Annotated in this window: 23 protein-coding genes and 4 pseudogenes; 11 read left to right on the top strand and 16 right to left on the bottom strand. The window is 67.5% G+C overall.

What is annotated here, in order from left to right; genetic code table 11:
* The first annotated feature begins 372 nt into the window (after positions 1 to 372).
* The 3 genes and pseudogenes from AB0D85_RS38000 to AB0D85_RS37990 all read left to right on the top strand — a co-directional run.
* A complete protein-coding gene (locus tag AB0D85_RS38000; protein ID WP_362330761.1) occupies positions 373 to 612 on the top strand; it encodes a hypothetical protein in 240 nt (79 codons plus the stop codon).
* A complete protein-coding gene (locus AB0D85_RS37995) occupies positions 612 to 992 on the top strand; it encodes a toxin Doc (protein WP_362330758.1) in 381 nt (126 codons plus the stop codon). Before AB0D85_RS38000 ends, AB0D85_RS37995 begins: the two co-directional genes overlap by 1 nt.
* Positions 993 to 1,211: 219 nt before the next feature.
* A pseudogene (locus tag AB0D85_RS37990) lies at positions 1,212 to 1,593 on the top strand (IS630 family transposase); the annotation flags it as partial.
* 34 nt (positions 1,594 to 1,627) lie between these two features.
* Here AB0D85_RS37990 and AB0D85_RS37985 read toward each other — a convergent pair.
* From AB0D85_RS37985 to AB0D85_RS37975, 3 genes and pseudogenes are all read right to left on the bottom strand, one after another.
* Positions 1,628 to 1,970 (bottom strand): annotated as a pseudogene (locus tag AB0D85_RS37985) (DUF664 domain-containing protein); the annotation flags it as partial.
* A complete protein-coding gene (locus AB0D85_RS37980; RefSeq protein ID WP_362330755.1) occupies positions 1,967 to 2,464 on the bottom strand; it encodes an SRPBCC family protein in 498 nt (165 codons plus the stop codon). The pseudogene AB0D85_RS37985 and the gene AB0D85_RS37980, both read right to left, overlap by 4 nt.
* 191 nt (positions 2,465 to 2,655) lie before the next feature.
* Positions 2,656 to 2,790, bottom strand: a pseudogene (locus AB0D85_RS37975) (ATP-binding protein); the annotation flags it as partial.
* A gap of 89 nt (positions 2,791 to 2,879) precedes the next feature.
* Between AB0D85_RS37975 and AB0D85_RS37970 the strand changes: the two are divergent.
* Positions 2,880 to 3,290: pseudogene (locus tag AB0D85_RS37970) on the top strand (ATP-binding protein); the annotation flags it as partial.
* Positions 3,291 to 3,359: 69 nt separating this feature from the next.
* Positions 3,360 to 4,952 (top strand): ISL3 family transposase, encoded by a 1,593-nt coding sequence (locus AB0D85_RS37965; RefSeq protein WP_362330751.1) that lies wholly within the window; start codon positions 3,360 to 3,362, stop codon positions 4,950 to 4,952.
* A 252-nt stretch (positions 4,953 to 5,204) separates the two neighbouring features.
* On the opposite strand, the gene AB0D85_RS37960 is transcribed toward AB0D85_RS37965, so the two are convergent.
* Together AB0D85_RS37960 and AB0D85_RS37955 are read right to left on the bottom strand one after the other, a co-directional pair.
* On the bottom strand, positions 5,205 to 5,870 hold the full coding sequence (locus tag AB0D85_RS37960) for a nitroreductase (RefSeq protein ID WP_362330748.1): 666 nt from the start codon (positions 5,868 to 5,870) through the stop codon (positions 5,205 to 5,207).
* A gap of 786 nt (positions 5,871 to 6,656) precedes the next feature.
* Positions 6,657 to 8,540 (bottom strand): DUF4157 domain-containing protein, encoded by a 1,884-nt coding sequence (locus AB0D85_RS37955; RefSeq protein ID WP_362330744.1) that lies wholly within the window; start codon positions 8,538 to 8,540, stop codon positions 6,657 to 6,659.
* A gap of 916 nt (positions 8,541 to 9,456) precedes the next feature.
* On the opposite strand from AB0D85_RS37955, the gene AB0D85_RS37950 reads away from it, so the two are divergent.
* The 3 genes from AB0D85_RS37950 (at position 9,457) to AB0D85_RS37940 (ending at position 12,799) form a co-directional block, all read left to right on the top strand.
* Positions 9,457 to 9,966 (top strand): winged helix DNA-binding protein, encoded by a 510-nt coding sequence (locus tag AB0D85_RS37950; RefSeq protein ID WP_362330741.1) that lies wholly within the window; start codon positions 9,457 to 9,459, stop codon positions 9,964 to 9,966.
* On the top strand, positions 9,957 to 11,213 hold the full coding sequence (locus AB0D85_RS37945; RefSeq protein WP_362330738.1) for an MFS transporter: 1,257 nt from the start codon (positions 9,957 to 9,959) through the stop codon (positions 11,211 to 11,213). The genes AB0D85_RS37950 and AB0D85_RS37945 overlap by 10 nt, the downstream gene beginning before the upstream one ends.
* Positions 11,214 to 11,617: 404 nt before the next feature.
* Positions 11,618 to 12,799 (top strand): IS110 family transposase, encoded by a 1,182-nt coding sequence (locus AB0D85_RS37940; protein ID WP_362330735.1) that lies wholly within the window; start codon positions 11,618 to 11,620, stop codon positions 12,797 to 12,799.
* Here AB0D85_RS37940 and AB0D85_RS37935 read toward each other — a convergent pair.
* From AB0D85_RS37935 to AB0D85_RS37920, 4 genes are all read right to left on the bottom strand, one after another.
* On the bottom strand, positions 12,760 to 13,527 hold the full coding sequence (locus AB0D85_RS37935) for a hypothetical protein (protein WP_362330732.1): 768 nt from the start codon (positions 13,525 to 13,527) through the stop codon (positions 12,760 to 12,762). The genes AB0D85_RS37940 and AB0D85_RS37935 overlap by 40 nt on opposite strands.
* Positions 13,528 to 13,804: 277 nt before the next feature.
* Positions 13,805 to 15,367 carry an MFS transporter gene (locus tag AB0D85_RS37930; RefSeq protein ID WP_362330729.1) on the bottom strand — a complete coding sequence of 521 codons (1,563 nt, stop codon included), beginning with the start codon at positions 15,365 to 15,367 and terminating at the stop codon, positions 13,805 to 13,807.
* A 570-nt stretch (positions 15,368 to 15,937) separates the two neighbouring features.
* Positions 15,938 to 16,345, bottom strand: a complete 408-nt coding sequence (locus AB0D85_RS37925) for a hypothetical protein (RefSeq protein WP_362330726.1) — start codon at positions 16,343 to 16,345, stop codon at positions 15,938 to 15,940.
* 266 nt (positions 16,346 to 16,611) lie between these two features.
* Positions 16,612 to 16,779: a hypothetical protein gene (locus AB0D85_RS37920; protein ID WP_362331000.1), complete on the bottom strand. Its 168-nt coding sequence runs from the start codon at positions 16,777 to 16,779 to the stop codon at positions 16,612 to 16,614.
* Positions 16,780 to 16,870: 91 nt separating this feature from the next.
* Here AB0D85_RS37920 and AB0D85_RS37915 point away from each other — a divergent pair, with 91 nt between their 5' ends.
* Positions 16,871 to 17,533: a hypothetical protein gene (locus tag AB0D85_RS37915; RefSeq protein ID WP_362330723.1), complete on the top strand. Its 663-nt coding sequence runs from the start codon at positions 16,871 to 16,873 to the stop codon at positions 17,531 to 17,533.
* Between the two features lie 116 nt (positions 17,534 to 17,649).
* Here AB0D85_RS37915 and AB0D85_RS37910 read toward each other — a convergent pair whose 3' ends face one another.
* The 3 genes from AB0D85_RS37910 to AB0D85_RS37900 all read right to left on the bottom strand — a co-directional run bounded on the left by AB0D85_RS37910 (position 17,650) and on the right by AB0D85_RS37900 (position 20,095).
* Complete coding sequence (locus AB0D85_RS37910; protein ID WP_362330720.1) at positions 17,650 to 17,784, bottom strand: hypothetical protein; 135 nt, start codon at positions 17,782 to 17,784, stop codon at positions 17,650 to 17,652.
* Between the two features lie 339 nt (positions 17,785 to 18,123).
* Positions 18,124 to 19,203 (bottom strand): MBL fold metallo-hydrolase, encoded by a 1,080-nt coding sequence (locus tag AB0D85_RS37905; RefSeq protein WP_362330717.1) that lies wholly within the window; start codon positions 19,201 to 19,203, stop codon positions 18,124 to 18,126.
* A 112-nt stretch (positions 19,204 to 19,315) separates the two neighbouring features.
* Positions 19,316 to 20,095: an oxidoreductase gene (locus AB0D85_RS37900; protein WP_362330714.1), complete on the bottom strand. Its 780-nt coding sequence runs from the start codon at positions 20,093 to 20,095 to the stop codon at positions 19,316 to 19,318.
* An 85-nt stretch (positions 20,096 to 20,180) separates the two neighbouring features.
* Here AB0D85_RS37900 and AB0D85_RS37895 point away from each other — a divergent pair, with 85 nt between their 5' ends.
* A complete protein-coding gene (locus AB0D85_RS37895; RefSeq protein WP_362330997.1) occupies positions 20,181 to 20,615 on the top strand; it encodes a MarR family transcriptional regulator in 435 nt (144 codons plus the stop codon).
* Between the two features lie 478 nt (positions 20,616 to 21,093).
* Positions 21,094 to 21,348, top strand: coding sequence for a hexameric tyrosine-coordinated heme protein (locus tag AB0D85_RS37890; RefSeq protein ID WP_362330711.1), 255 nt, complete (start codon positions 21,094 to 21,096; stop codon positions 21,346 to 21,348).
* 162 nt (positions 21,349 to 21,510) lie between these two features.
* On the opposite strand, the gene AB0D85_RS37885 is transcribed toward AB0D85_RS37890, so the two are convergent.
* From AB0D85_RS37885 to AB0D85_RS37870, 4 genes are all read right to left on the bottom strand, one after another.
* A complete protein-coding gene (locus tag AB0D85_RS37885; protein WP_362330708.1) occupies positions 21,511 to 21,768 on the bottom strand; it encodes a hypothetical protein in 258 nt (85 codons plus the stop codon).
* Positions 21,765 to 22,190, bottom strand: coding sequence for a DUF1622 domain-containing protein (locus tag AB0D85_RS37880; protein WP_362330705.1), 426 nt, complete (start codon positions 22,188 to 22,190; stop codon positions 21,765 to 21,767). The genes AB0D85_RS37885 and AB0D85_RS37880 overlap by 4 nt, the downstream gene beginning before the upstream one ends.
* A 79-nt stretch (positions 22,191 to 22,269) precedes the next feature.
* Positions 22,270 to 22,497, bottom strand: a complete 228-nt coding sequence (locus AB0D85_RS37875) for a hexameric tyrosine-coordinated heme protein (protein ID WP_362330702.1) — start codon at positions 22,495 to 22,497, stop codon at positions 22,270 to 22,272.
* 123 nt (positions 22,498 to 22,620) lie between these two features.
* On the bottom strand, positions 22,621 to 23,025 hold the full coding sequence (locus AB0D85_RS37870) for a tautomerase family protein (RefSeq protein ID WP_362330700.1): 405 nt from the start codon (positions 23,023 to 23,025) through the stop codon (positions 22,621 to 22,623).
* Positions 23,026 to 23,041: the final 16 nt, after the last annotated feature.

Raw genomic sequence — 23,041 nt, 5'->3', positions numbered from 1 at the left:
GGACTGGGCAGGCGCGACCGTAGGCCTTGATCTCGCCCAGGCTCACATCCGGCGCCGCGACTTCGGCAGCGCGATCAGGGTGAGACGGGCCCGATCAAGGTCCGAGCCCTCCTCTCCTGCTGTCACGAGAGCTTGGCCCGGCAGGCCGCCGACCACGGGAGCACCAACGCCCTGGTCCGCCTGGCCGGAGGGGAGAGAGAAGGGGTGTTTTGACGCACGCGTTTCCTGTCAGGACGGGGCACGTCTGCCGTCGGCGGAGGCAACAGAGACATGCCCAGAAACTCGCGACGAACGCGCTCGGTCGGGCTCCCGGGAGCAAGGGTCCGGCTGCCCCGCTTCACGCGCATGGCACCTAGTAGGTACCATCACTGCATGCCATCCCTGAACGTGTCCTTCACCGAAGAAGAACTCGAGGGTGTCCGGGCTGCGGCCGCTGCCGAGGGCAAGAGCCTCAAGCAGTACCTGCACGACCTCGGAATCCGCGAGATGCAGCGCAAGCAGTTCGTCGCCGGCGCGGCCGACTGGGCTGAGCGGCTGCGCGGCGAGTTCGACGAGGCTTTCCCCGACGAAGTACCGTCCGCCGAGCGCGGTGACGGAGCTGCTGCAGCCTGATGCCGCCCCTGTACATCGATGTCTCCTGGCTGCTGGATGTCCAGGAGAACGCGCTCGGCCACGACGACCTGACCGTCTCGGACTACTCCGCGATGGTCGCCGCCGTCGCCCGCCACAAGACCCGCCTGCCCACCCTTGCGGCTGCTGACCCTGACGCGGCCTGGCGGGCCGCGGCACTACTGCACACGATTGTGCGCCTTGAGCCGCTCCCGCACCGCAACAGCCTGTACGCCGCGTTCATCGCCGCCCAGTACATGGCGCAGGCGGGTGAAGGCATCGATCCGCCGTACGGTGCGCTGTCCGACCTTGTCCGCAAAGTCCGCGACACCCGCATCGGCGTCCAGGACGTTGCTGAGCGGCTGCGCAGCTGGAAGCTGTAGTCCCGGCCCGCGCGGTCGCGAGGAGTCTTCAGCCGGGAGCGCCCCACGGCAGGCGGAGCAGCAGGCTGCGTCGGTCCGCCTCCTCTGCAGGATGGTCGACCTACGGTGCCTGTCATTGAGCCGGGGGACTCTGCCCAGGAAGGTTCACCGGGTAGGTGGCCGGAGCGGTTGGACATGGCGTGTCCTCCGATCCGACTGCTGGGGGTGTGGCGGCTGAGCCCGCTCGGGATCCGTCCCGCGGCCTGATCATGCTGGGCCGAGCAGGATCGGCCTGAGCGGCACCCCGCGACCTACTACCGCACCACGGGGTGCGCTACTCCCACGGCTGCTAGTCGGTCGGTGATGACACCCTGTGGGCGTCAACCGCAGGAAGAAGGGCGCTGCGAACACACTGGCCGCGCTGAGGTCAATTGGCAGTTCACCGTCGCCAACTCCCAATCACCGCAACTACACCGCGCAGCCCCAGGCCCTGCAGGCCTGCCTGCGCTGGCGCAACGCCAACGACGCCCGCCACCCCGACGTCCAGCGCCGTGAACGCGCCCGTATTCGCAGCCAGGGAGGCATCCGCTGGGGCGTACGCTCCCTCGCCACCGCCGCCTGAAGACCCCGGCGAACCTCATCCGGTCACAGAGCTGGCCGACATAGGGGTTGCCGCCGAGCCAGGTGGTGCCGTCGATCAGTTCGCGGACAGCGTCCAAGTGACCACTGTGATAAGCGACTTCGGTGAGCACGTGGATCAGGATGTGCCGCACGTCGGGCAGCCGCCAGGTCGGCCATATCCGGCTCGCCCGCGATCACCCCGGGGAACCAGAAGTGTTCGACATCCAGGGTGAGATGGCGCAGCAATGCCAGACTGCTCCAGCCGCTGGGCAGCACCGGCCGCCGTAGATCCTCCTCCGAGAGCCCTTCGAGGATCCCGACGACGTGGTTGCGCTGGCGGTCCACGGCGCCCTTGAGGGCGTCGAGTTCGGCGTTCACCGGGCGGTGCACAGTTCGGCGAGGCGTTCCAGGGTGCTAGCCATCTGCGTCTGCCACCAGGCGCGCCCGCTGTCCACCTCTGCGCGTTTGTCCTCCGGCATGCGCGAGCCGTCGAAGATCTCGGTCACGACCGTCGCCTCGGCCCCGTCCGGGAGCAGATCGAAGATCCACCGGTGGCCCCACGCGGCGCCGGGCGCGGTGGCGTCCGGGTGCCCGCGACCGGGCCTCGGCTCCCAGCCGATGCGGCGGGCCGGCTCATACTCGACGACGTGGTTGTTCATCTCGTAGTCGCCGTAGCGCTCGTAGTGCATCCGCATCACGAAGACATCCCCGACGCCCGAGACCACGGCGTCGAAGTCGCCACCACGTAACATGCCGGAGCCGTCGAGGTCGGGGTGCCGACCGGGATCGGCCAGGATCCGGAAGATGTCCTCCGCCGGAGCCTTGATGCGCCGGGACACCGTCACCACGGCCTCGCCTGTCGTCCCCGTCATCCGCGCGCCTCCGTCAACCGCAGAGCATGAGCCTGACTCCGACTTGGACGCTACACCGGGGGTACGACAACGCCTGGCCGCGCACGTACGAGCCTCGCCCTGCGCTCACTCCCACCGAACCTTCCGGGAGCACTGCCGCCGGCGTGTGGCCCGCCTCCGCCATCGGCTGCCGCACCCTGGTCAGCGGCCGGCTGCGGATCGCCGAACAGCGGGAGCATCCACTCATCCGGCATCAGCCACAGCGCGTTGTGCTCCTTGGCCAGCTGTCGAGCTCTCGTGCTCTTTCCGGCCCCGGGTAGGTCAACCGTCAGGAACAACGTCGTCACGCCCAGTTCTTGTCACGAAGGCCAAGTGATCACGGCTTGAGTCAAAGGCGAGGGAGAAGAGCCATGACCGTCAAACGTCACCGTGGCCTGACCGAGCAGACCGCCGGCGCTCCGAGCGTCGGAGCAAAGCCGAAGCCGCCTTATTCCCCTGGGAATGGTCCCTGCGTCAATTCGATTTGGACGCCAACCTGAAAATCCACTGCACCGTGATCGGCACTCTCGCTTCCTGTGAATGGGTGAAGAAGGAGATTCCGCTCTGCCTCATGGGAGGCTCCGGAACCGGCAAGTCCCACGTGTTGATCGCGCTGGGCACCGAAGCCGCGATCTCCTCGCGATCGATGAGCTGGGATACATGGAACTCGACAAACGATTCCGACCCCCGGCTCTGGGCAGCCGTCGTCGACCGTCTCGCCTACGGCGAGAACATCATCGAGACCGGCACCGACTCCTTACGTCCCGCCCAAACCCGAGCCCGCAACGAGCGTGTCGGCAACGGCTGAATTTGGGTTCTGGATCACATTTGGTGCCGGGGCCACGGAGGGTCACCAGCTCGGCGATCATGAACGGTCGTGACCCACGACCTGCTCCAGGAACTCTGGCTCCACCAAACCACCGACGTCGCGGTCAGCGCCGTCACCATCAGCGCCAACCACATCACCGTCCACGCCGCCACGACCAGGGCGGGTGCGGAGTGTCCGTCGTGCGGAACGTCCTCGGGTCGCGTCCACAGCAGCTACGTGCGGAGGCTCGACGACAGCGCCGCGGGCCAGCGCCGGGTCGTGGTCGAGTTACGGGTCCGCCGGTTCCGGTGCCGTCAACCAGCGTGCGAGCGGGCGACGTTCGTCGAACAGGTCGAGGGCGTCACCTTCCGGTACGGACGGCGAAGCCAACAGCTCCAGGCGGCGCTGCAGCGGCTCGGGCTGATGCTCGCCGGCCGGGCCGGCTCCCGCCTGGCCGAAGCGTTCGCCGTCCCGGTCAGCCGCTCCACGCTCCTCCGCCTCATACGCGCGCTGCCTGAGCAAGCCCCACCCACGCCGCGTGTGCTGGGGATCGACGAGTTCGCCCTGCGCAAGGGGCACGTCTACGCGACCATCCTGGTCGACATCGAGACCCGCCGACCGATCGACCTGCTGCCCGACCGAACCGTCGAGACCGTCCGCTCCTGGCTGGCCGCCCATCCGGGTGTGAAGGTCATCTGCCGTGACCGCTCCGCCTCTTATGCCGAGGCCGGGCGGCTCGGCGCCCCGGACGCCATCCACGTCGCCGACCGGTTCCACCTCTGGCAGAACCTCGCCGACGCCGTCGAGAAGACCGTGCTCCAGCACCGCGCCCTGCTGCCCGAACCACCGCCGCCCGCCGGTCCCGCCCAACCGGTGTCCCTGCCGGTCACCGCTGCTGAGCCCCGCCGGACCGGGCGCCTGTCGGACCGCGTGCGCGAGCAGTACGCAGCCGTCCACGCCCTGATCCGCGAGGATGTCAGCCTGCGCGCCATCGGCCGGCAACTGGGGCTGGCCCGCGGCACCGTCCGCCGCCTGGCCCACGCCTCGGATCCGGACGAACTGCTGGTCGGCCGCTGGACCGGACGCACCAGTGTCCTCGACCCCTACAAGCCCTACCTCAATCAGCGGTACTCCGAGGGCTTCACCGTCGCCCGGCGGCTGTTCGAGGAGATCCGGCAGCGCGGGTTCCCAGGCCAGGAGCAGATCGTCCGTGTCTACGTGCGGCAGCTGCGGGAGACATTCCCGCACCAGGATCCACCCCGCCGCAAGCCCTCCGTCCGGGATGTGACCGGGTGGATCACCCGCCACCCCGAGAAGCTGGCCGACGACGATGCTCTGCAGCTCAAGGAGATCCTCGCGCGCGTCCCGGTGCTCGCCCGCACCTCCGCGCACGTCAGGGCATTCGCCGAGCTGATAAACGACCGTCGAGGCCACGAGCTCAAAGACTGGATCACCCGTGTCCAACAGGACCAGGTCCCCGCGCTGCAGAGCTTCGCCACCGGCCTCCTGCAGGACCTCGACGCCGTCGTCGCCGGGCTGACCCTGCGCTACAGCTCCGGCGCGGTCGAGGGCCACAACAACAAGATCAAGATGATCAAGCGTCAGATGTTCGGCCGCGCCCACTTCGACCTGCTACGCAAACGCGTCCTCCACGCGGCATGAGACGGGTCGTGGCGGCGTGGACGGTGATGTGGTTGGCGCTGATGGTGACGGCGCTGACCGCGACGTCGGTGGTTTGGTGGAGCCAGAGTTCCTGGAGCAGGTCGTGGGTCACGACCGTTCATGATCGCCGAGCTGGTGACCCTCCGTGGCCCCGGCACCAAATGTGATCCAGAACCTCGTTTCGCCCGTTGCCGAGAGAGCGGATCGACAGGGACCGACGGACGTCTGCAGCAAGAATCACTGGTCAGCGGGTCACGTTCCGATGAAGCTCACTGTTTCAGCCATGTCCGCCCGCGCGGTACGCAGCCGCGGCACGCCTTCCTTCTCGAATCCCACAGCGACTCCGCAGAACAGTGCGAGCTTGTCATCGGCTCCGACTATCTGGCTGACGGTCTTGCGATACATCGTCCACATCACCTGGGGGCAGCTGTGCAGCCCTTCCGCCCTCAGCAACAGCATGACCGTCTGCAAGTACATCCCCGCGTCTCCCCACTGCCCGGGTCCCATCGTCCGGTCGAGGTAGCAGAACAGTACGACCGGCGCCCCGAACGCCTCAGAGTTCAAGGCGGCGATCTTCACGGGCCTGTCGGGGTCGTCGCGCTCGATTCCCAGCGCTTTGTACCGCTGGGCGGCCGCAGCGGAAAACCGATCGAGATACGGTGACGCCAGTCCGGCCGGGTACATCGGATACTCCCGCTCATCACCCGGGTCTCCGGCCCGTGCCCTGGCTGTCGCGCGTCTCTTCAGTTCGGCCAAGGGCTCGCCGGTCACGACATACGCATGCCACGGCTGGAGGTTCCCGCTCGACGGAGCCCGCGTCGCTGCGGCCAACACTCGTTCGAGCACGTCTTTGGACACGGGCTCATCGCTGAATGCCCGTACGGCTCTTCGGCTGTCCACGGCTTCATACACATCCACGTCTTCTCGTCCTCTCACTCCATGGCGGCAGCGAAGACACGGGGATGATCATCGCACCAGGCGAGCAGACCGGGCGGAGTGTTGGTGCGGCCAAAACTGGAACACCCGCCCACACTGCGGCCGATCCGGATGCCGAGACCTGGGGCGGGGCGGGGTCAAGACCGCCCGGACCTTGGCTGGCGACAGGCCCCCGCGTCGTCACCGGCATCCGCGCCCAAGCCGACCGGCTGGGTTCGTCCGCAGTTCAACGGGCCGCAGCCGACGAGGCCTGCCGCTACCAGGAGAAGGACGCCGCCCATTTCCAGCACGAAAGCGCTCTCACGGCCCGACGGTCGATTGCTGACGGCACCGTCGAAGAAGCGCGTAACCCGCGGAGCCGGTTGCTGCGGCACCGGCATGCGCGGCAGCAGAAGCAGAGCCGTACTGCGGGGCACCAGGCGCGACCACCTCTCCTGCCGGGCGGGCGCAGAACGGGCAGACCAGCCGCCGTATGCGCAGCCACGCGAAGACCCGGCGACCCTCTACCGGCAGGCTCGTCACGGTCCGGGCATGACAGCCGTGCACCTTCGCCGTCGGTGTCCCGGGCATCGGGCGGGACACCGGAGCGTTCAGTCCCGGAAACAGCATTGCCACAGGGGAGTTGGCGGTCTCGTCAATGAGATCTCGACGATCACGGTCGTCGGCCGTCATCATCGGCTACGGAACAGACCCTGCATTTGACGGACCGGCCAACGCCCATGCATCACCAACGGCATCCGTTTGTACGGGCCAAGAACCGCACCCTGGTTACTTCGTGGGCAGGGCGGAGAACGCCGCCAGGGTGTGGCTGACGAAACTGCGCAGTCGGCGGTCCGTGCCGAAGGCCGGGTCGTTCATCATGCCCAACAGCTTCAGCCAGGGGTCGATGTCACCTACTGGTACCCGTTTGTCCTGTACTTCCAGTCGGTGGGCGTAGAGCCAGCCCTTGCCCACGGTCCTGAGCTGGGTGAGCGGACTGACCGCCGCGGCGCCGGTTGCCGCCGTGTACGCGGTGCGCAGTTGGTCGTCGGTCTGGTTCGCGAACAGGCCCGGCAGTTGGACGGAGTAGCCCGGGCCGGTCAGGTTCGTCCGTACGGTCAGCGGGTTGGTGAAGGTCTTCACGCCGTTGGGCACCGGCCGGTGCGTGGTGCCCGCCGGCTTTGCCGCGTCGTCCGCGAGGACTGCGTTGACGGGGCGGACCGCGGCCGAGGTCCAGGAGCCGTGGAAGGTGTGGCCGAGCGGGGCCGCGGCATCGGTGTCGTACATCTGGAAGTAGTGGCCGATCCGGGCTCGGGCGTCGTCGCTGGGCGCGCCCTCCCTGTTACGGGCGTAGTTCTCCAGCGTGATCACGTCGTTGCCGTCCCGCGCGACCACGCTGGCGTAGTGGGCGCTCCAGAACGAGGTCAGGTCCAGGACCGGGGCTCCGATCCGGCTGTGGTCGGTGCTGAGTGCGGCGTGCGCCAGATCACTTCCGGGGGGTACGTCCTGCAGTGACATGGTCATGAACGCCTCGCCGACGTCGGGCTGCACGTACTGGTTCACTCCGAACCTGCGGTTGGCCGGTACCCCGGAGACCATCCGCCAGGTGCCGGTGCGCAGTGCGGTGCCGTATGCCACGGCGATGACCCGGGCGGCGTCGGCTTGCTGGGTACTGAGATTTGCCCCGGTGACCGCTGATGGAGCCGGGTTGACGAGGAAGCGGGCGATCTCGAATTCCGGCAGCTGTGCGGGCAGTGCGCCGATGCCATCGGGCGCGGCGATCTCCAGTTGGCCGGCGCCCAGGGCACTGTTGACGATGTCGTTGCAGTTCTGGGAACCCACCGCGGCGATTCCGCGCCCGCCCCAGTCGGCTTGGCGGGCGGTCACCCGGCGCAGGACCTGCCCGTTCACCGTGATGGTCTGGTTCTCGAGCGCTGAGTCGGGCACCAGCTCGACGGCCTCCTTCAGTGCGCGCCGCCAGGCGTTGCTCTCGTCGATGAGTCCCTGGGTCGCGTAGAAGACCTTGGGTTGGCGGGCTGTGAGCTGACAGTCCTCGATCGCCAGCCGGCCGTTCGCCGACACACGCAAGGTGACCCCGGCCGGGTCGGCCGAGACCAGGCGGAGCTGTCCGGCAGGGTTGAGGAACGACACCAGCGGATCGGCTGGGGCGGGGGCCGCGGTGTAATTGATGTTGTTCTGGCCGATGAAGGCGTCCTGCGTAGCCGTCGGGGACGACCAGACGGAGGCGCCCACGACCACGCTCGCGGCTGCCCGCTGGCCCGGCGTCACCTGGTTCCACCCCTGGACCGAGGGCGTCGGCACCGCCCTCGCACCGCCGGGACCGTCGGGTAGCCGTACCGGCAGCCCCCGGGCGTAGCGTCGGCCCGCAGTGTGTGCCTCCGCCTCCAGTGCCGCACGGTCACATCCTGGCCCGACCCGGCCCGCTCGTTGCTGCACCACGTGTGCCACCTCGTGCCCCAGCACCCGTCGGCCCCAGGCCGAGCTGGGCTGCCAGGCACCGGGCGTCAGGTGAATGTCGTCGCCCAGGGTCCAGGCCACCGGCCCGCCCGGGGGAGCCGTCGCGTGCAGATGCACCCGTACGCCTGCGAGCCCGGTCCCGAACGTCGCCTCCAGTTCCCCTTGTAGGCCGGCCGGTAAAGCAAATGCTGTCATCGGTCCCCCCTTGTTGTGCCTGTGGAGGCGCCCCACCGTGGCGCGTCCACCGATGGGTGGTCAGCCTAGAGTCGATTGGCGCGGTATGCCCCGCTCCGTCGCCAACAAGCCCCGAAACGGTTGCGGGCGCGGACTCGCGGTGCGGACAGTGCTTTCCGGGGCGAAGGGATTGATGACACTGACGGGCCAGGTGTTGGTGCCTGCGCTACGAGAGACAGCCGTCCGGCCACCAGGTGCCGATCAACGACAAGTCCGCATCGCCGAAGATGCCATCGCTCAGCCCGCCTCTGGCCTGACCCACCGTTCCGCCGCCCACCCGTCGGCGGCCAGGGCCGACAGTTCAGTTCCCTTGCCCTGTTCTCGGCGTCTTCCTCCACCCGTTCATGGGGCAGGGGCAGTGCTTCGGTACGGGAGAGGGAATCGATGAGACAAGTGAGGAAAGAAGTGGCTCGGTCGAAGGGATAGATCTCGGTCATCGTCGCGCGCGTGATCTCCGGCCGAAACGGCGCTGCCTCCCGGTCAGGGAGACGCCTGGTCAACTCCTCGATCCGGTCCCGCAGTCCGCCGATCTCCTCCCATGCGACAGCCTTCCGCCGATCGAGCTCCTCCCATCACGACACCATCGCTGCCTCGAAGACGACGCCCTGGGACACGACGATCCGCAGTCCGACCATGAACGGCAACGGCGCACGGCATCATCCGCTCTCTGCGGACGAGCCGCACCCAAACGAGCGCTACGCGGGGCCGCGGGTGGGCTGGTGGCCACGGCGGGTGGGCCGTTGTGGCCGAGCCTCACCGCATGCCCTCCGGACAGGCGCACTGACCTCGCCGCATATGTCGTCGACAGACTTGATGGCCTGGCGCTGACACAATCAAAAGCAACAGCGCTTATATAAGCGCTGTTACGATGCGTCTCATGGCCGACCCCGATGCACTCGACGCACTCGACCCGACGCGGCAGAGCCTCTGGCGCCCCCTGCGCCTGCTCCAGGCGTCGATGGACGCCGACATCGCCCAGATCTACTCCGAGCGGCAGATCGACGGGCTCAAGCCCAGTTTCGTCATGGAGTTGCTCCGGCTCCACGCCCGCGGTCCCATGACCATCGCGGAACTGGCCGAGTCGGTTCAGCGCACGCATTCGGCGCTCAGCCAGAAAGTCGCGGCGATGCGCAAGGCCGGCTGGGTCCAGGCCGTCGTGGGCGACGACGCGCGCACCAAGAAGGTGATGCTCACCGACAAGGCTCGTCGCGTCGTCGACCGTCTGGCGGCTGAATGGCGGGCCACCGAGGCTGCCGTCGCCGACCTGGAAGCCGAGGTTCCCTACCCGCTCTCCCGGGTCGTCACCGATATCGAGCGGGCTCTGGAGCGCAAGAGCTTCCATGACCGGATCGCCGAGAAGCTGGCGGAGGATCCGGCGTGGGGCTGAAGCGCACGCTGATGGACGTGACTCCGTTACGGTCGTCACCACCGTTCCGGCGGTTGTGGCTCGGCCAGACCATGTCCGGTTTCGGCGGCCAGATGACGCTCGTCGCTGTGATGTTCCAGGTCTGGCGGATGACGGAGAGCCCCACGTGGACGGGTGCCGTCGGGCTGGCCCAGGCGGTTCCGCTCGTCGCGCTGGGGCTGTTCGCCGGGTCGCTCGTGGACCGGGTGGACCGCCGGAAGGTCTACCTGCTCACGATCAGCGGACAGGCCGCGTGTTCGCTCCTCCTCGCGCTCCAGGGCTTCCTCGGGCACGTTCCTGCCGTCGGCGTGCTGGGACTGGTCGCCCTCCAGTCCTGCTTCGGCGCGGGCAGCGGCCCCGCCTCGCGCACCTTCATTCCGCACCTCCTGCCCAAGCACCAACTGGCCGCGGGGCTGGCGCTGCGACGCGTCGCCTTCCAGGGAGCCATGCTGCTCGGTCCCGCACTGAGCGGATTGATCGTGGGCGAGCTGGGAGTCGGCGCCTGCTACCTGATCGACGCCCTGACCTTCATCGCCGCGCTCTACGGTGCGTTCGGCTTGCCGCCGATGGACCCCGGAGATGAGCCCGCACGGCCCGGCCTGCGCGGAGTGCTGGACGGTCTGGCCTTCCTGGCGCGCTCCCCCGTCATTCGCGGGGCCTTGCTCACCGACCTGGCCACCACCGTGCTGTCGATGCCCATCAGCCTGTTCCCCTTGGTCAACACCGAACGATTCGGCGGCAGCCCCCGCACGCTCGGACTGTTCCTCACGGCCATCGCCGTCGGTGGCGTCGCAGCATCGCTGTTGTCCGGAACCTTCACACGGTTGCCCCGCCCCGGCCTGGTCATGCTCGGCGGATCCGCCGCCTGGGGCGCATCGTTGACGCTGTTCGGACTGTCGCGGAACCCCTGGGGCGGTTTGGCGTTCCTCGTCATAGCCGGCGCCGCCGACACCGTCTCCGTCGTCTCCCGGAGCACTGTCGTCCAGATGCACACCCCACACGAACTACTCGGCCGTGTCGGTGCTGCTGAACAGATCGTCGGGCAAGCGGGACCCGACATCGGCAACATGCGCGGCGGTTTCGTCGCAGATGCCACCTCGGGGGCAGTGGTCCTCGTCAGCGGTGGCCTGCTTTGCCTCGGTGTCGTCGTCGCCGTGGGCGCTGCCACGGCGGACCTGCGCAGTTCCTCCGCACCGCCTCATCGACGTACAGCCGAAGCCGGCCCGTGAGCTCTGGCCCCGAGGCGCGCAGTCACTGGTTCCAACACTCGTGACCAGGTTCCAGCCATCGTGTCCCGGCCCACCCTGCCAGCCACCTGAAACGCGCGCACCGGCCGCGTAGGCCGCTCAGGGGCCAATCGAAACACTCAGAGCCACAACAGCTGTGACGCGCAGCGATAGTTGGCCTTACGTTCCTGGGACGGGATGGCCGAGCCCTTCGTATGGTTGGGCCGCCCAGGGGTGCCGGGTGTGGCTTCTAGTTGGCTGCCGTCCGTGGCTGCAGTGGCTTGGCAGCCCGGCGCCCCACGACGACCCGGCCGCCAGATTGGGAAGTGCGACAAAGATCGCTGCGTAAGGCCATGCCGGCGAGGTCGTCTACGGCTGGACCTGCACGCTCGATCGTCTGGAGCACGATGAACCGGATCTGGGCCGGAATCGACAGCGGCAAGACCCACCACCACTGCGTCGTCATCGACCAGGACGGGACGAAACTGCTGTCCCGACGGGTGCCGAACGGAGAGCCTGAGTTACTCCAGCTCCTCCAGGACATCCTCGCTCTGGCGGACCACGTCACCTGGGCCGTCGACATGGCCGGCGGGGAACCCGCACTCCTCCTGGCCCTGCTGACCGGTCACGACCAGGAGCTCCTCTACATCCCCGGCCGGGTCGTCAATCGGGCCAGCGACGGATACCGCGGTGAGGGCAAGACCGACGCCCGCGACGCCCTCGTGATCGCGGACCAGGCCCGCATCCGCCGCGACCTCAAGCCGATGCGGCCCGCCGACGAGGCCACCATCGAGCTGAAGATCCTCACGAACCGTCGCACGGACCTTGTCCGTGACCGGACCCGGTCGATCAACCGCCTGCGTTCCACGCTGACCGACATGTTCCCCGCACTGGAACGCGCTCTCGCCCTCACCAGCACCGGCCCGCTCGTGCTCCTCGACGGCTACCAGAACCCGGCTGCGATCCGCCGCATGGGGATCGCCCGACTGACCCGCTGGCTCCGCGCTCGCGGCGTCCGCAGTCCGGAGGAGCTCGCGACGACGGCAGTCGAGGTCGCCGAACAGCAGCACACTGCCGTCCCCGGCGAGGCGGTCATCGCCCAGCTCGTGCGGACCCTCGCTGCAGACGTGCGGGTGCTGAACGAGAAGGTCGCGGAGGTCGACCGGCTCATCGAGGACCGCTTCCGCGCCCGCGATCTGGCGGAGATCATCACGAGCCTGCCCGGCATCGGACCTCTCCTCGGCGCCGAGTTCCTCGCCGGGGTTGGCAGCGACCTCACCGTCTTCGCGACCCCAGACCGGCTGGCTGCCTTCGCCGGCCTCGCGCCAGCACCGCACGACTCAGGAAAGAAGAGCGGCAACCTCCACTATCACCGCGGCCTCCAGCGCGTCTTCTACATGTCCGCCCTGACCAGCGTCCGCTACGACCCCAACTCCCGGACCTTCTACGACCGCAAACGAGCCGAGGGAAAACGTCATACCCAGGCGGTGATCGCTCTCGCCCGCCGCAGAGTAAACGTCTTGTGGGCCTTGATCCGGGACCGGCGCCTCTACGAGGTTGTGCCGCCGAGGGCCACGGCGTCGCTCTGATCGTGGTGCTGCCGTCCGTCCAGGACTGCCTGCACTTGACGGTGACCAGCTTCCTCGCGAGACCAGACGAGCGTCCGGCGGCGCGGATTCTGGTGGTCCCAGCTGTCGTAGTCCATGACGGCAACGCTGTCCGACAGCCGCCACCGCGAGGAATCCCACGAGGCTTCAGGTACCTCCACCAGGCCGTCGAGGAGTTCGATCGCCGAGGCGGCAAGACTGTCCATGGGCCATGGCCTCCACGTTGCGACGGCGTCAGTGAGAGCATGTGATTCGATCAGATGCGGGAGCGACGGGGCGATTGGGAGGTAGGGACTGCCGCCGTCGACGTCGGTGCCCACACTGCCGTCGGTGTGCATCAAGTCCCGGCACGGCTTCGACACACGCTCGCCGGTCCATTCGAAGTACCAACCCCCTCTTCCCGGGTCCTGCCATGCTGCCGTCTGCAGACCGAGGTGGTCGTACTCCCATCTGCGGGTGGTCTCGTACCGGTCCCCGTTCACAACCCAGCTACGGCGTACCTCGTAGCGCAGACCTCCGAACTTCTGCTCGAATCCCTCGCACCGGATGATGAGATCCATGGGGGCGGGGACGAGGTTCCCAGCGTGGTCGCGCACGCGCCAGAGCTCTATCGGCAGCCCGAACCGAGTGGGGCACTCACGACGGCCTGTTCGACGCAGAAGGTCTTGTGCGCGCGCCGAGAGCTCGGATGGATCTTCCAGGATGTGCATCCTGAACTTCTTTTCCAAAGGAAGGTCTGGCTGTCAGGCAGTCACGTTACCGGCCGTCAGCACGGGCCCTGCGGCTTGACTTCTCCATTGGGAAGCCACTCTCGCCGTGCTACTTGGCCACGATGGAGTCTTGGGCGGCACCGATAGAGTCGGCCGGTGACCGAGCGCATTGTCCAGCCGTCCCTGCCGACCCGAGACTCTGCAAGCGGCTGTTCGTCGAAATTCGACAATGGGCAGCGCTGCGGCGGGCCTGAGCCCGGGTTCTGCCATCGCACTCTCAGACGGAGCTGCGGGCCTCTTCGCAGTCCGGCTCCGGTATCGGACCCTTCCTCTTACCGACAGAGGGCAAGGTAATCAGCAGCACAGCTGCCCCGAGGAGTGTGATGACCGCGATCCAGCCCGCGCCAACGTGCATGGCATGGATGAACGCATTATCGGCAGCCTGAGCAAGGGCGGGCCGGTGGACAGCGGTGGCGACGTGGCGGGCCTGTTCGGCAGAAACTCGCGCCTGATCCTGCACCGGACCGGGTGCACCCTCCAGCGAAGGTTCGATCGCACGTCGGTACACGATCGACATGATCGTGCCGCCTACTGCGATGCCGATCACACTGCCGGTTTGTCGCATGGTGTTGGTGAGGGCCGATCCCGCACCGGCCTGTTCCAACGGCAGGTTGCTGATCAATGCGGCCGTAACGGGGCCGATCACCATGCCGACCGAGAGACCCTGTATCAACAACAGGATCTCGATCCAGACGAGTGGAGTTTGGAGCCCGAGGAACCCGTACCCGCCCATGGTCAGCGCAGCCATGGTTAGCGCCGGCACGGTGACAGGGCGTATCGACAGGCGGCGAACCAGGCGCGAGGCCAGGGGCGCCCCCACGAGCGCGCCGAATGCGGTCGGGATATTGGCCAAACCCGCCGTCATCGGCGAAAATCCGAGCGCGCCTTGCAGGTAAAACGCGTTGTAGAAGGTGATGGCGGCCACGGCGAAGAGCAGTAATCCGAGCGCGGCATTGCCGCCGCCGAATGTGCGTTGCGCGAGGAGTCGGGGATCAAAGCTGGGCGCCTTGGCCCGCAGTTCGACGAGTACGAAAACGGCCAGCAGAACCAGACCGACAACGATCGGCGCCCAGACGTCGGTAGGGCTCCACGCGGTCACCTGCCCCGCCCGGATCAACCCGTAGGCCAATGCCACGAGCCCGCTGATCGACAGCAACATTGCAGCGGGGTCCAGCGGTCGCGGAGTAGGGCTGCGGAAATTCGGAACCAGCACCGTGAGACCGACCAACGCCAATGCCGCGACCGGAACATTGATCAGAAAGACCGAACCCCACCAGAAATGATCGAGCAGGAATCCCGCCAGCACGGGGCCGACAGCCATTCCGACACCGGCTGACGTCGAGAAAATGCCGATCGCGGCAGCCCGCGCGGGGCCGTTAAAGGTCCACATAAGGATGGCCAAGTTGGCGGGCGTGATCAGCGCGCTGCCCACCCCCATCACAGCTCGAGCTGCAATCAACTGGCCCGCATCGCTTGCGTACGCCGCCCACAGAGAGGACCCGGCGAAGATCACCAACCCGCTGGAAAACACAGTCCGATGACCGAATCGATCGCCCAATGTGCCTGCGGTGAACATCAATGTGGCGAAGGCCAGAGTGTACGAACCGGTCGCCCATTGCAGCTGCGCGGGATTGGCCCCCAGTCCACGGACCGGGTCTGCAAGGGTCTCCAGTGTAGTACTCAGGACGGTATTGTCCAGCCAAATCAGCAGCGAACACAACATGAGAACGGAAAGAATTAACCGCTGCCTGAATTTGGGCAGCGTTGGAGGCGTGGTCATGAACACCTTCGGATATCGATCTGTGGGAACTTGGACGACTGGACCCTAAACAGACTCGGTGAGGCTGTCAAGCTTGAATTTTCTTGCCAAGGCTGTTGCGGTCGAGCGGACTATATGTCCTCCGCCGGATTTGCGTACTGAACAATTTTGTGCCCTCTGGTGGATTTACGATTTGAAGGATTTCGTGACTTGCGGAGGGTTGCGACTGAGCGCATTTCATGCCCTCCAGTGAGCTGTCGCACCGCGTCCTGCGCCCCCGGTTCGGTGCCCACACCAAACCGCAGCTCCTGCCCGCCCAAGACTGCCGGAACACCGGCACTTACCTGACGCATTGCCGGGCACCATTTCTGAGCCACTCACCATGGCCTTCAGAACTCAGTCCCGGCGTACGCGGTGCCGCGTAGTGGTCGAGCGGATCGGGTCGTGAGAGCTGGGACCATGTGCTGCTGCGCCGGAGGTGCCAGCCCAGCTGACACCTGGGGGTTGCTCCGCTTCGAAAGCGGACGCCTCCCGACGCTTGCGGCCGTCCATATGGGAGTGGATGGGGCCAGGGACTGGCGGCAGGGCAGTTCAGCGATGGTTCCGGCGGTGGGGCCAGGGCGCCCAGTGCAGTGCCGTCACCACCCGCTGGTCGGTGAAGTGGGAGAGCGCGTTCTCCGCCGGGCGATGTGTTGGCAGCCTGGCCTTCCCGTTCTGGAGCCCCGCTCCTCGCCGGTCCTCCATCTGCACGGTGCTGCCGACCTCCGGGCCGTCGCCGGAAACGGTGAGCGTCGTGCCGTCGCCGAGACGGACTTTGGCCGTGTTGTCGTCGTCGCTGGTTCTGGTGACTACGCCCGTGGCCGTCACCCCGCGGTCGTGCATGGCTTGCTGGTCGGCGTCGTGTCCGCCGAGACTGCTTGTGATCCAGTAGCCGACGCAGAGGAGAACAACACCGGCCCAGCTGGCCACGGGGTGCCGCGAGGTGTCCGAGAACAGCACGGCCCCGGCGATGAGGATGAGGATTTGCAGGCCGACCCCGAACAGAGAGGCCAGAATGGAGTGCCCACCGCGCCACAAGGCCAGCGTGAACCGTGGTCACAACAGCGAGGCCCCCGCCGGGACGGCTGCCGCCAGCCCGTACAGCACCGTCCACCGCAGCGCCCGCGCCGCCCTCTGCATCCAGGTGCCCCCCATCCCGCCAGCACGGCCGACAGCTGGGGCATCCGCAAGATCGCGACCTCCCGGGAGCCCGTCGCGCGTCACGCCTAGGCCGTGTTAGAGAAGTCCGTGATCTGTTTGGCTGGCCGTCCGGGGAAGTCGCGGGCGGCCATCCAGATGGTGAGGTCGCGGGCGATGTCGTTGATGCTGGTCGCGGTCAGCATGGCGCGCGGAACCGACAGTTCAGGCCGGTCATAACCCTTCGCCGCCGTCAATGAGCGGCTGTGAGAATCCGGCGAATCGCCAGGGCCGATGGGGCCCGACAAACCGGTCGAGAATGCCTTTGCGGGCTGTCGCCCTGGCTAGATGTTGCTCAAGCTGACCGGATCCAGCGGCGCGGGCAAGACCACGCTCGCCTTCGCCGTCACCGACCGACTGGACGGGGTCGTGGTGCACGACTTCGACGAAGTCGGTGTTCCGGACCCTCCGATCCCTCCCCACTGGCGCAACCGCATGACCGAGGTGTGGGTGCGCCGCGCGCTGGAGTACCAGGACCGTGGAATGGACCTGCTGCTGTCCGGGAACTCACCGCTGGGCGAAGTCCTGGCCGCCCCCTCGGCCCCGTCGCTGAACGGGATCGCCGTCTGCCTGATCGACGTCGCCGACCACGACCGGCGCGACCGACTTGCCGCACGCGACGGCGGCCGATGGGACCAGGCCGCCACAGACGCCTTCTGCGGCTGGGCCGCCTGGCACCGCGGGCACGCCCGCGACCCGCGTTTCCGGCCTGACATCATCATCGACGGAAGCTGGCCGGAGATGGCCTGGCACCGATGGACCAAGTGGACCGCCGAGGACCCGCGATGGCGCACCCACCTGATCGACACCACTGGCCAGTCGCTCGCGACATCCGTGAACCAGGTCGAGCGATGGGTCACCGAACAGCGCAAGGCGCACCGGTCAGGCCGACTGGCTCTGCCCCGAGGCTGGACGGACGAGACGCCCGGCCCAGCCGACCACGATGCTTGATCCACTTCTGAAACACGCCCAAAGCGACTTCAGTGGTCAGTAGTGATCCGCCAAGAGTCCCGACCAGGGCGTTCACAGCGTCTGATGAAGATTGCGTCCGTTCCAGGAGCGAACCCTCAGTCGCGTTTGGGGTGCTCGGGGTTCGACTGTTGTGGTGGAGGTGGTGGCGGGAACAGGTGGTCTTCCAGAGCGGGCAGCCCGAACAGCATGAGGAGCAGCACCACCGGGAACAGCAGAGCTATCACGATCACGGCGCCTCCCTGCGGGCCGGCGATCACAGCTGCTACCTGGTGGCAAGCCGGCCACGTTCACCGTGCGACTGAATGGGGGACGCCGCACACGGGGACGGGGCTCGCGTAGGCCGAACGGGTGATTTCTTGCCGTACGAATGCGCGATCGGGCGGCGGTGGACCGCGGCGGCTCATGCGCTGTCGGGTGTCAGCCGCCAGGAGTACCGGCACCCGACCCCTTCGCCCCGTTCGGTACCCGCTCGAAGGGGGATGGGGAGCGCCGTGAATCTGGCGTCGTCCGGTCCCCGGCAAGCCGACTGTGGTAGGGCCCGGCCGGCATGCACGGGCGGGCCGCGCTGGCTACTCCTGGTGGCCCAGCCTCACGATCATGGTCGGGTGGCGCTCGCTGAGCGACTTCAAGGCGAGCAAGCTCTTGATGCTGGGTTCGCGCTCCTGCATGTAGGTTCCGGGCTCGACGCCGTTGTCCCAGCCCCAGCGCGTGTGGCTGACGTCACCGGTCATGAGCACCGGACCCGCCGCGGTGCGGGCGAGGTAGGAGACGTGTCCGGTGGTGTGCCCCGGGGTGAGGATCGCGAAGAACGAGCCGTCGCCGAACACGTCGTTGACACCTTCGAGCCTTCCGCCCGAGTCCTTCGTGAACTGGAGTTCCTCGAGCGGCGGCCGTCCGGCCAGGAGATGGTTGTTCGTTCCCTGGGCGAACAGGTTCAGGAAGAGCGACGCCTCCGCCTCCTTGGCGCCCGTGTAGATGGGGACGTCCTTGGGAACGTCCGGGAGCCCGGAGACGTGATCGAGGTGGAGATGGGTCATGAATACGCCGTTCAGAGGAACTCCCTCCGCTTCGATGATCTCCGCAGTGCCCTGCTGGGGGCGCATGTTCTCGATTCCCCCGTATTTCCTCAGCAACATTCCGACCCCCACGTCTGCGGGGTCCTCCACCAGCCGCCGTGAAACACCCGTGTCCACCAGGAAGAAACCCTGCGCGGGGTGCCGCACGACGTGGGCGTAGATCTTGATCGGCTCCTTGTGGTCGGTGATCCCCGCCGCAACCGCCTTCGGGTGCTTGATGTTGAGCAGCCCCGTGATGGGGGCCTCCCAGTCCGCGCCGATCGTCTTGACCTCGACCGGCCCCGGCTCGTCGATCACGGACTCCATGGCCGCCGCGCTGATCGGCGCGCCGATACGGGCAGGCTTCGCCTTGTGGGTCGTGGTCTTGAAGGCCAGCATTTTCATGGTTGAGCGCCTATTCCTTGATGGCTGATGGCTGATGGCTGATGGCTGGTCCTGACCGTCCCGCACGCCGTGAGGCTCCGGGCCTCCGTTCGAGTCGACGTGCCGCTGCTGCCCGACGCGCTGCTCGCGGGCACGGGCGTCGAGCCCGGCGATGTCGGTCTCGCCGTCAAAGCTGGAGGTGATGTTCACCAGCGCCTGCTCGCCTTGCGGGGGCACGGTCAGCGTCGTAGCGGGGCCGGAGCTGTTGGTGTCGGGCTGGGCCAGGGGTCTGTCTGCCGGTGGGGCGGGCTTGATGGCTGGTTCAGACCGTCTTGATGGTGCCGCCGTCGATGACGTAGTCCGCGCCGGTGATGTTGCCGGCCACGTCGGACAGCAGGAATGCGATCAGGGCCGCGACCTCCTCTGCTTCGCTCATGCGGCCGGTCGTGATGTTCTGGGCCTTCGCGATCTGCTGGACGAAGTCGGGGAGGCTGACACCTGCCGCCGCGGCCAGCTGGGCGACCGGGCCGTTGGGGTCCTCGTATACGGCGGTGCGGACCAGGCCGGGGGAGACGGTGTTCACGCGCACGCCCTGGGGGCCGAACTCCTCGGCCAGGGACTTGCCGAGCGCGGTGACCGCCGCCTTGACGGCGCTGTAGCTGGCCGGGACGCCCAGGGGCATCCGGGCGACGGTGGAGGAGATGTTGACGATCGCCCCGCGACGCTCGATCAGGCTGGGCAGGGCCGCACGCGAGGCGCGGACGGTGGCGAGCACGTTGATGTCGAACATGCGGGTCCATTGGGTGTCGTCGGCGTCGAGGAAGCCCATGACGGCCTCGTCCCCGCCTCCCACGTTGTTCACCAGCAGGTCGATGCCGCCCAGCTCGGCGAGCGCGCTGTCGATCAGGGTGGAGACCCCTTCCGCGGTGCTCAGGTCCGCCGACACGGCGTGGGCCCCGGTTTCCTTGAGTTCCGGCGTGATGGTGCGGGCGGCGCCCACGACGCGGACGCCTTCGTCGGTCAGGGTCCGGACGGTGGCCAGTCCGATGCCCCGGCCGGCACCGGTGACGACGGCGGTCTTGCCCGTCAGGTTGAGGTTCATGAGGCTCCTCCAATGCTTATGACTTTAATGCTTCAAGTCATATCTATCATGGCTTGAATCAGTTTGCTAGCCTGGAGCCATGGCGATGACGGAGGCGCAGGCGGAAGCGCAGTGGGAGCTGGGCAAGCTGGTGCACGACCTGGACATGCAGAGCAATGCGCGCATGCGTGAATGGGTGACCGGGCTCGGTCTGACCGTCGCGCAGGCCTCGGCTCTGCGTGAGATGATCGGTCCGATGACCATGCGTGAGCTTGCCGGGCGGATGAGCTGCGAACCGTCCAATGCCACCGTTGTGATCGACAAGCTGGAGAACCTGCGGCTGATAGAGCGCCGTCCCCATCCGACCGATCGCCGGGCCAAGCAGCTTGTTTTGACCCCGGAGGGCACCGAGCTGCGGGAACGGCTGCTGACGGTCTTGACCGAGGAACCCCTGTTCACCGGCCTGACGCAGGACGAGCAGGACGCGCTGCAGGGTCTGCTCAAGCGGGCCCTCTCCCGCGCTGAAATCCTCCAGGCCTGACGGCGTCAGATGGCCTGGGCCTCGGAGCAGGCCTGCCGCCGAGCGCCGATGGCAGGGCGTGAATGAGTGGGGCGGGCAGGTGCTATGTCTCGGCGTCCTCTCCGTCCGTCGGCGGCTCACGCAGCGTGCGGTGCCCCGCCTGCGCGGGGCGGAAGCACGCGTAGCGCCCCAGGAAGTCGATGCGGTCGAACTGGCGCGGCGAAAGGCGCGGCGAGCAGGTCGTCGGTCACGGGGAAGCCGTCGGCCCCGAGTTGCATGGCGGCGCGTACCTGTAGCGCTCGCCGCGGTGTATCCGCAGGCGAGAGGCGGCGCGGCGACAGGCGCGCAGCTGCATGCCGTCTGCGTAGGGAAGAGATGCCGACGACGCAGGTGGACGCGTGCTCATCGCCTCCCCTTGCGGCTCCGGATTGGTCACTCCTTCGGCTCCGTGGGGCGTGTCAGGGAACCTCCGGGCTCAGGCCGAGGGCACATTGGCGTCATGAACCGAGTACCCGAAGAAGGCTTGGTCCTGGTCCCCGGCAACTCTCTGATCACCAGTTCGCCGGAAGAAGGACGTGCCCTGGCTCTGACGCTGGCCCGTCACACCGTTCACAACATTCAGCCCGACCTGGACGTCCTGAAGGGAGGTCGGCCGAACTACTCCACCACCCCGGACAGCCTTGTGCTCGCCACGCACGTGGTGGCCATCGAGTTCCAGACGATCGCGGCCGCCAACAACTACTGGCGGCCCTGAGGAACGACGAGCGGTCTGGGAGCCGATGAGGCCAGGCGTCCAAGGGCGATGAGGTCGTCGGCTTCGGACCGCCCGCCGTGCCTCGCCCTGTGGCCGCCGTAGAAGACTCACGAGCCACAGACCGACTCGACTCACATCGAGTTTCACCTTGGGTTTCGGGTTTCACATCGAGTGTTGCCGATCCGGTCGTACCCTGAGGCTGGTGTTGACCATCAGCCGTACGCCGATCACGGCGGAGGCGGTGGCGAGGGACGCCCAGGAGGGCTGGCCCGCGAGGCGGATGAGGCCGGCGGCTACGAGGAAGTCCGTCAGGACCGCCACGCCGGGCTGTACCCGGCGGAGCCGAAGGCTGACGGACACCGCGCTGACCAACCCGAACGCCGTGACCAGAACGGCGGCTTGCGTCAACAGCACGGTCACGGGGCGGTCCCCGGGGCCGTGGCAGTGGCCTGAGGGGAGAGCCGCTCGATCTCCCGGCGTTCTTGTTCGATCTCCCGGCCTAGGAAGTAGTTCAGCCCTGTTCGGATCGCGGCGATCGCGGCCAACTGGCCGATCTCCGTGAAGGACGGCGCGACGGCGGTGCGCAGGATGTCTCCGGCGAGCTGGAACTCAAGACCGAGCGCCAGGAAACGGCCGAGGGCCAGCCGGATCCGGTTGAAGCCGAAGACAGCTTCCGCGGCCCCCCGCCGCTTGCGCAGGCCGACTGCGCCGTAGCCGATGAACTGGACGAACGCCCAGGCCGCGCCCACGAAGATGATCAGAGCGCCGGCGAACTCGACCAGACGCACGGCCAGGTCGACGACGTCACGCAGCGTTGCTTCCCGCAGGAGACCCGTGTCCATGGGGGCATTGTCGGCTCACCTGGGCGCCGCTTGGCACTCGCCACCCCAGGGCTGAAGGGAACGTGCCGGATCGGGCGCGTCAGCGCCAGTAGTCGTTGGCGGCGGCGATGGTGGCGAACTCGGTGGCGACCACCTGGGCTATGACGATGAGGGAGTCGGGATTCTCCGCGTACACGGGGCGCAGCCGCGTGCGGACCTCGGCGTCGGGCTGAGTCGCCTTGATCACGAGACGGGCCATCTTGAGGGCGAGTTCACGGCCCTCCTGGGGAGTTGCGGTCTTGAGTGAGTTGTTGGGAACGAGTTCCATGACGGTGCTCCTGCGGGTGGGAACGGACGGTTGCGACCGTCCGGTCGAGGTGGGGAGGGTGGTGCCACCGCGCGCGGTCTCCCTGTCGGGTAAGTGACCACGCGCGGTCCGGGGCGGGCGCGGTCAGTGACCGGGGACCGGAAGGTCGCCCTCGACGTACTGGGCGCGGCCGTCGGCGAACGACCAGTCCTCGGGCCCGTTCTCGAAGTAGCTGATGAACAGGTCCTTGCCGTCGACGCCGACTGCGGCGAGCTGCACGGCGAGCGTCTTGTACAGGTGCTGCTTGTCCTTGGTGCCGCGGCCGCGCTGGGTGAAGATGTGGACGATGACGGTTCCGGGGGTGCGCTCGAAGCCGAGTCCGGCGTCGAGGGCGACGATCTCGTCCGGGTCGTGCTGGGTGAGGATCTGGAAGCGGTCGCGCTCGGGGATCTCCAGGACGTCGATGAGGGACTGCTGGACGGCGTCGGCGATGGCCCTGATGTTCTCGGGGCTGCGGCCGCGGATGAGGTCGATGCGTACGAGCGGCATGGCGGGGGTCCTTGGG

Source organism: Streptomyces sp. NPDC048277, from assembly GCF_040652235.1.
GTDB lineage: Bacteria > Actinomycetota > Actinomycetes > Streptomycetales > Streptomycetaceae > Streptomyces.
The sequence above is the reverse complement of the archived record's forward strand: the minus strand, read 5'-3'. Positions and strand labels throughout refer to the sequence as shown.

Coding starts and splice junctions, on each gene's coding strand:
- AB0D85_RS37895 (WP_362330997.1), top strand. CDS start 20,181: ATGACGGAGGCGCAGGCGGAAGCGCAGTGGGAGCTGGGCAAGCTGGTG.
- AB0D85_RS37950 (WP_362330741.1), top strand. CDS start 9,457: ATGGCCGACCCCGATGCACTCGACGCACTCGACCCGACGCGGCAGAGC.
- AB0D85_RS37955 (WP_362330744.1), bottom strand. CDS start 8,540: ATGACAGCATTTGCTTTACCGGCCGGCCTACAAGGGGAACTGGAGGCG.
- AB0D85_RS37890 (WP_362330711.1), top strand. CDS start 21,094: ATGAACCGAGTACCCGAAGAAGGCTTGGTCCTGGTCCCCGGCAACTCT.
- AB0D85_RS37875 (WP_362330702.1), bottom strand. CDS start 22,497: ATGGAACTCGTTCCCAACAACTCACTCAAGACCGCAACTCCCCAGGAG.
- AB0D85_RS37935 (WP_362330732.1), bottom strand. CDS start 13,527: ATGCACATCCTGGAAGATCCATCCGAGCTCTCGGCGCGCGCACAAGAC.
- AB0D85_RS37880 (WP_362330705.1), bottom strand. CDS start 22,190: ATGGACACGGGTCTCCTGCGGGAAGCAACGCTGCGTGACGTCGTCGAC.
- AB0D85_RS37995 (WP_362330758.1), top strand. CDS start 612: ATGCCGCCCCTGTACATCGATGTCTCCTGGCTGCTGGATGTCCAGGAG.
- AB0D85_RS37930 (WP_362330729.1), bottom strand. CDS start 15,367: ATGACCACGCCTCCAACGCTGCCCAAATTCAGGCAGCGGTTAATTCTT.
- AB0D85_RS37870 (WP_362330700.1), bottom strand. CDS start 23,025: ATGCCGCTCGTACGCATCGACCTCATCCGCGGCCGCAGCCCCGAGAAC.
- AB0D85_RS37900 (WP_362330714.1), bottom strand. CDS start 20,095: ATGAACCTCAACCTGACGGGCAAGACCGCCGTCGTCACCGGTGCCGGC.
- AB0D85_RS37940 (WP_362330735.1), top strand. CDS start 11,618: ATGAACCGGATCTGGGCCGGAATCGACAGCGGCAAGACCCACCACCAC.
- AB0D85_RS37980 (WP_362330755.1), bottom strand. CDS start 2,464: ATGACGGGGACGACAGGCGAGGCCGTGGTGACGGTGTCCCGGCGCATC.
- AB0D85_RS38000 (WP_362330761.1), top strand. CDS start 373: ATGCCATCCCTGAACGTGTCCTTCACCGAAGAAGAACTCGAGGGTGTC.
- AB0D85_RS37915 (WP_362330723.1), top strand. CDS start 16,871: ATGTTGCTCAAGCTGACCGGATCCAGCGGCGCGGGCAAGACCACGCTC.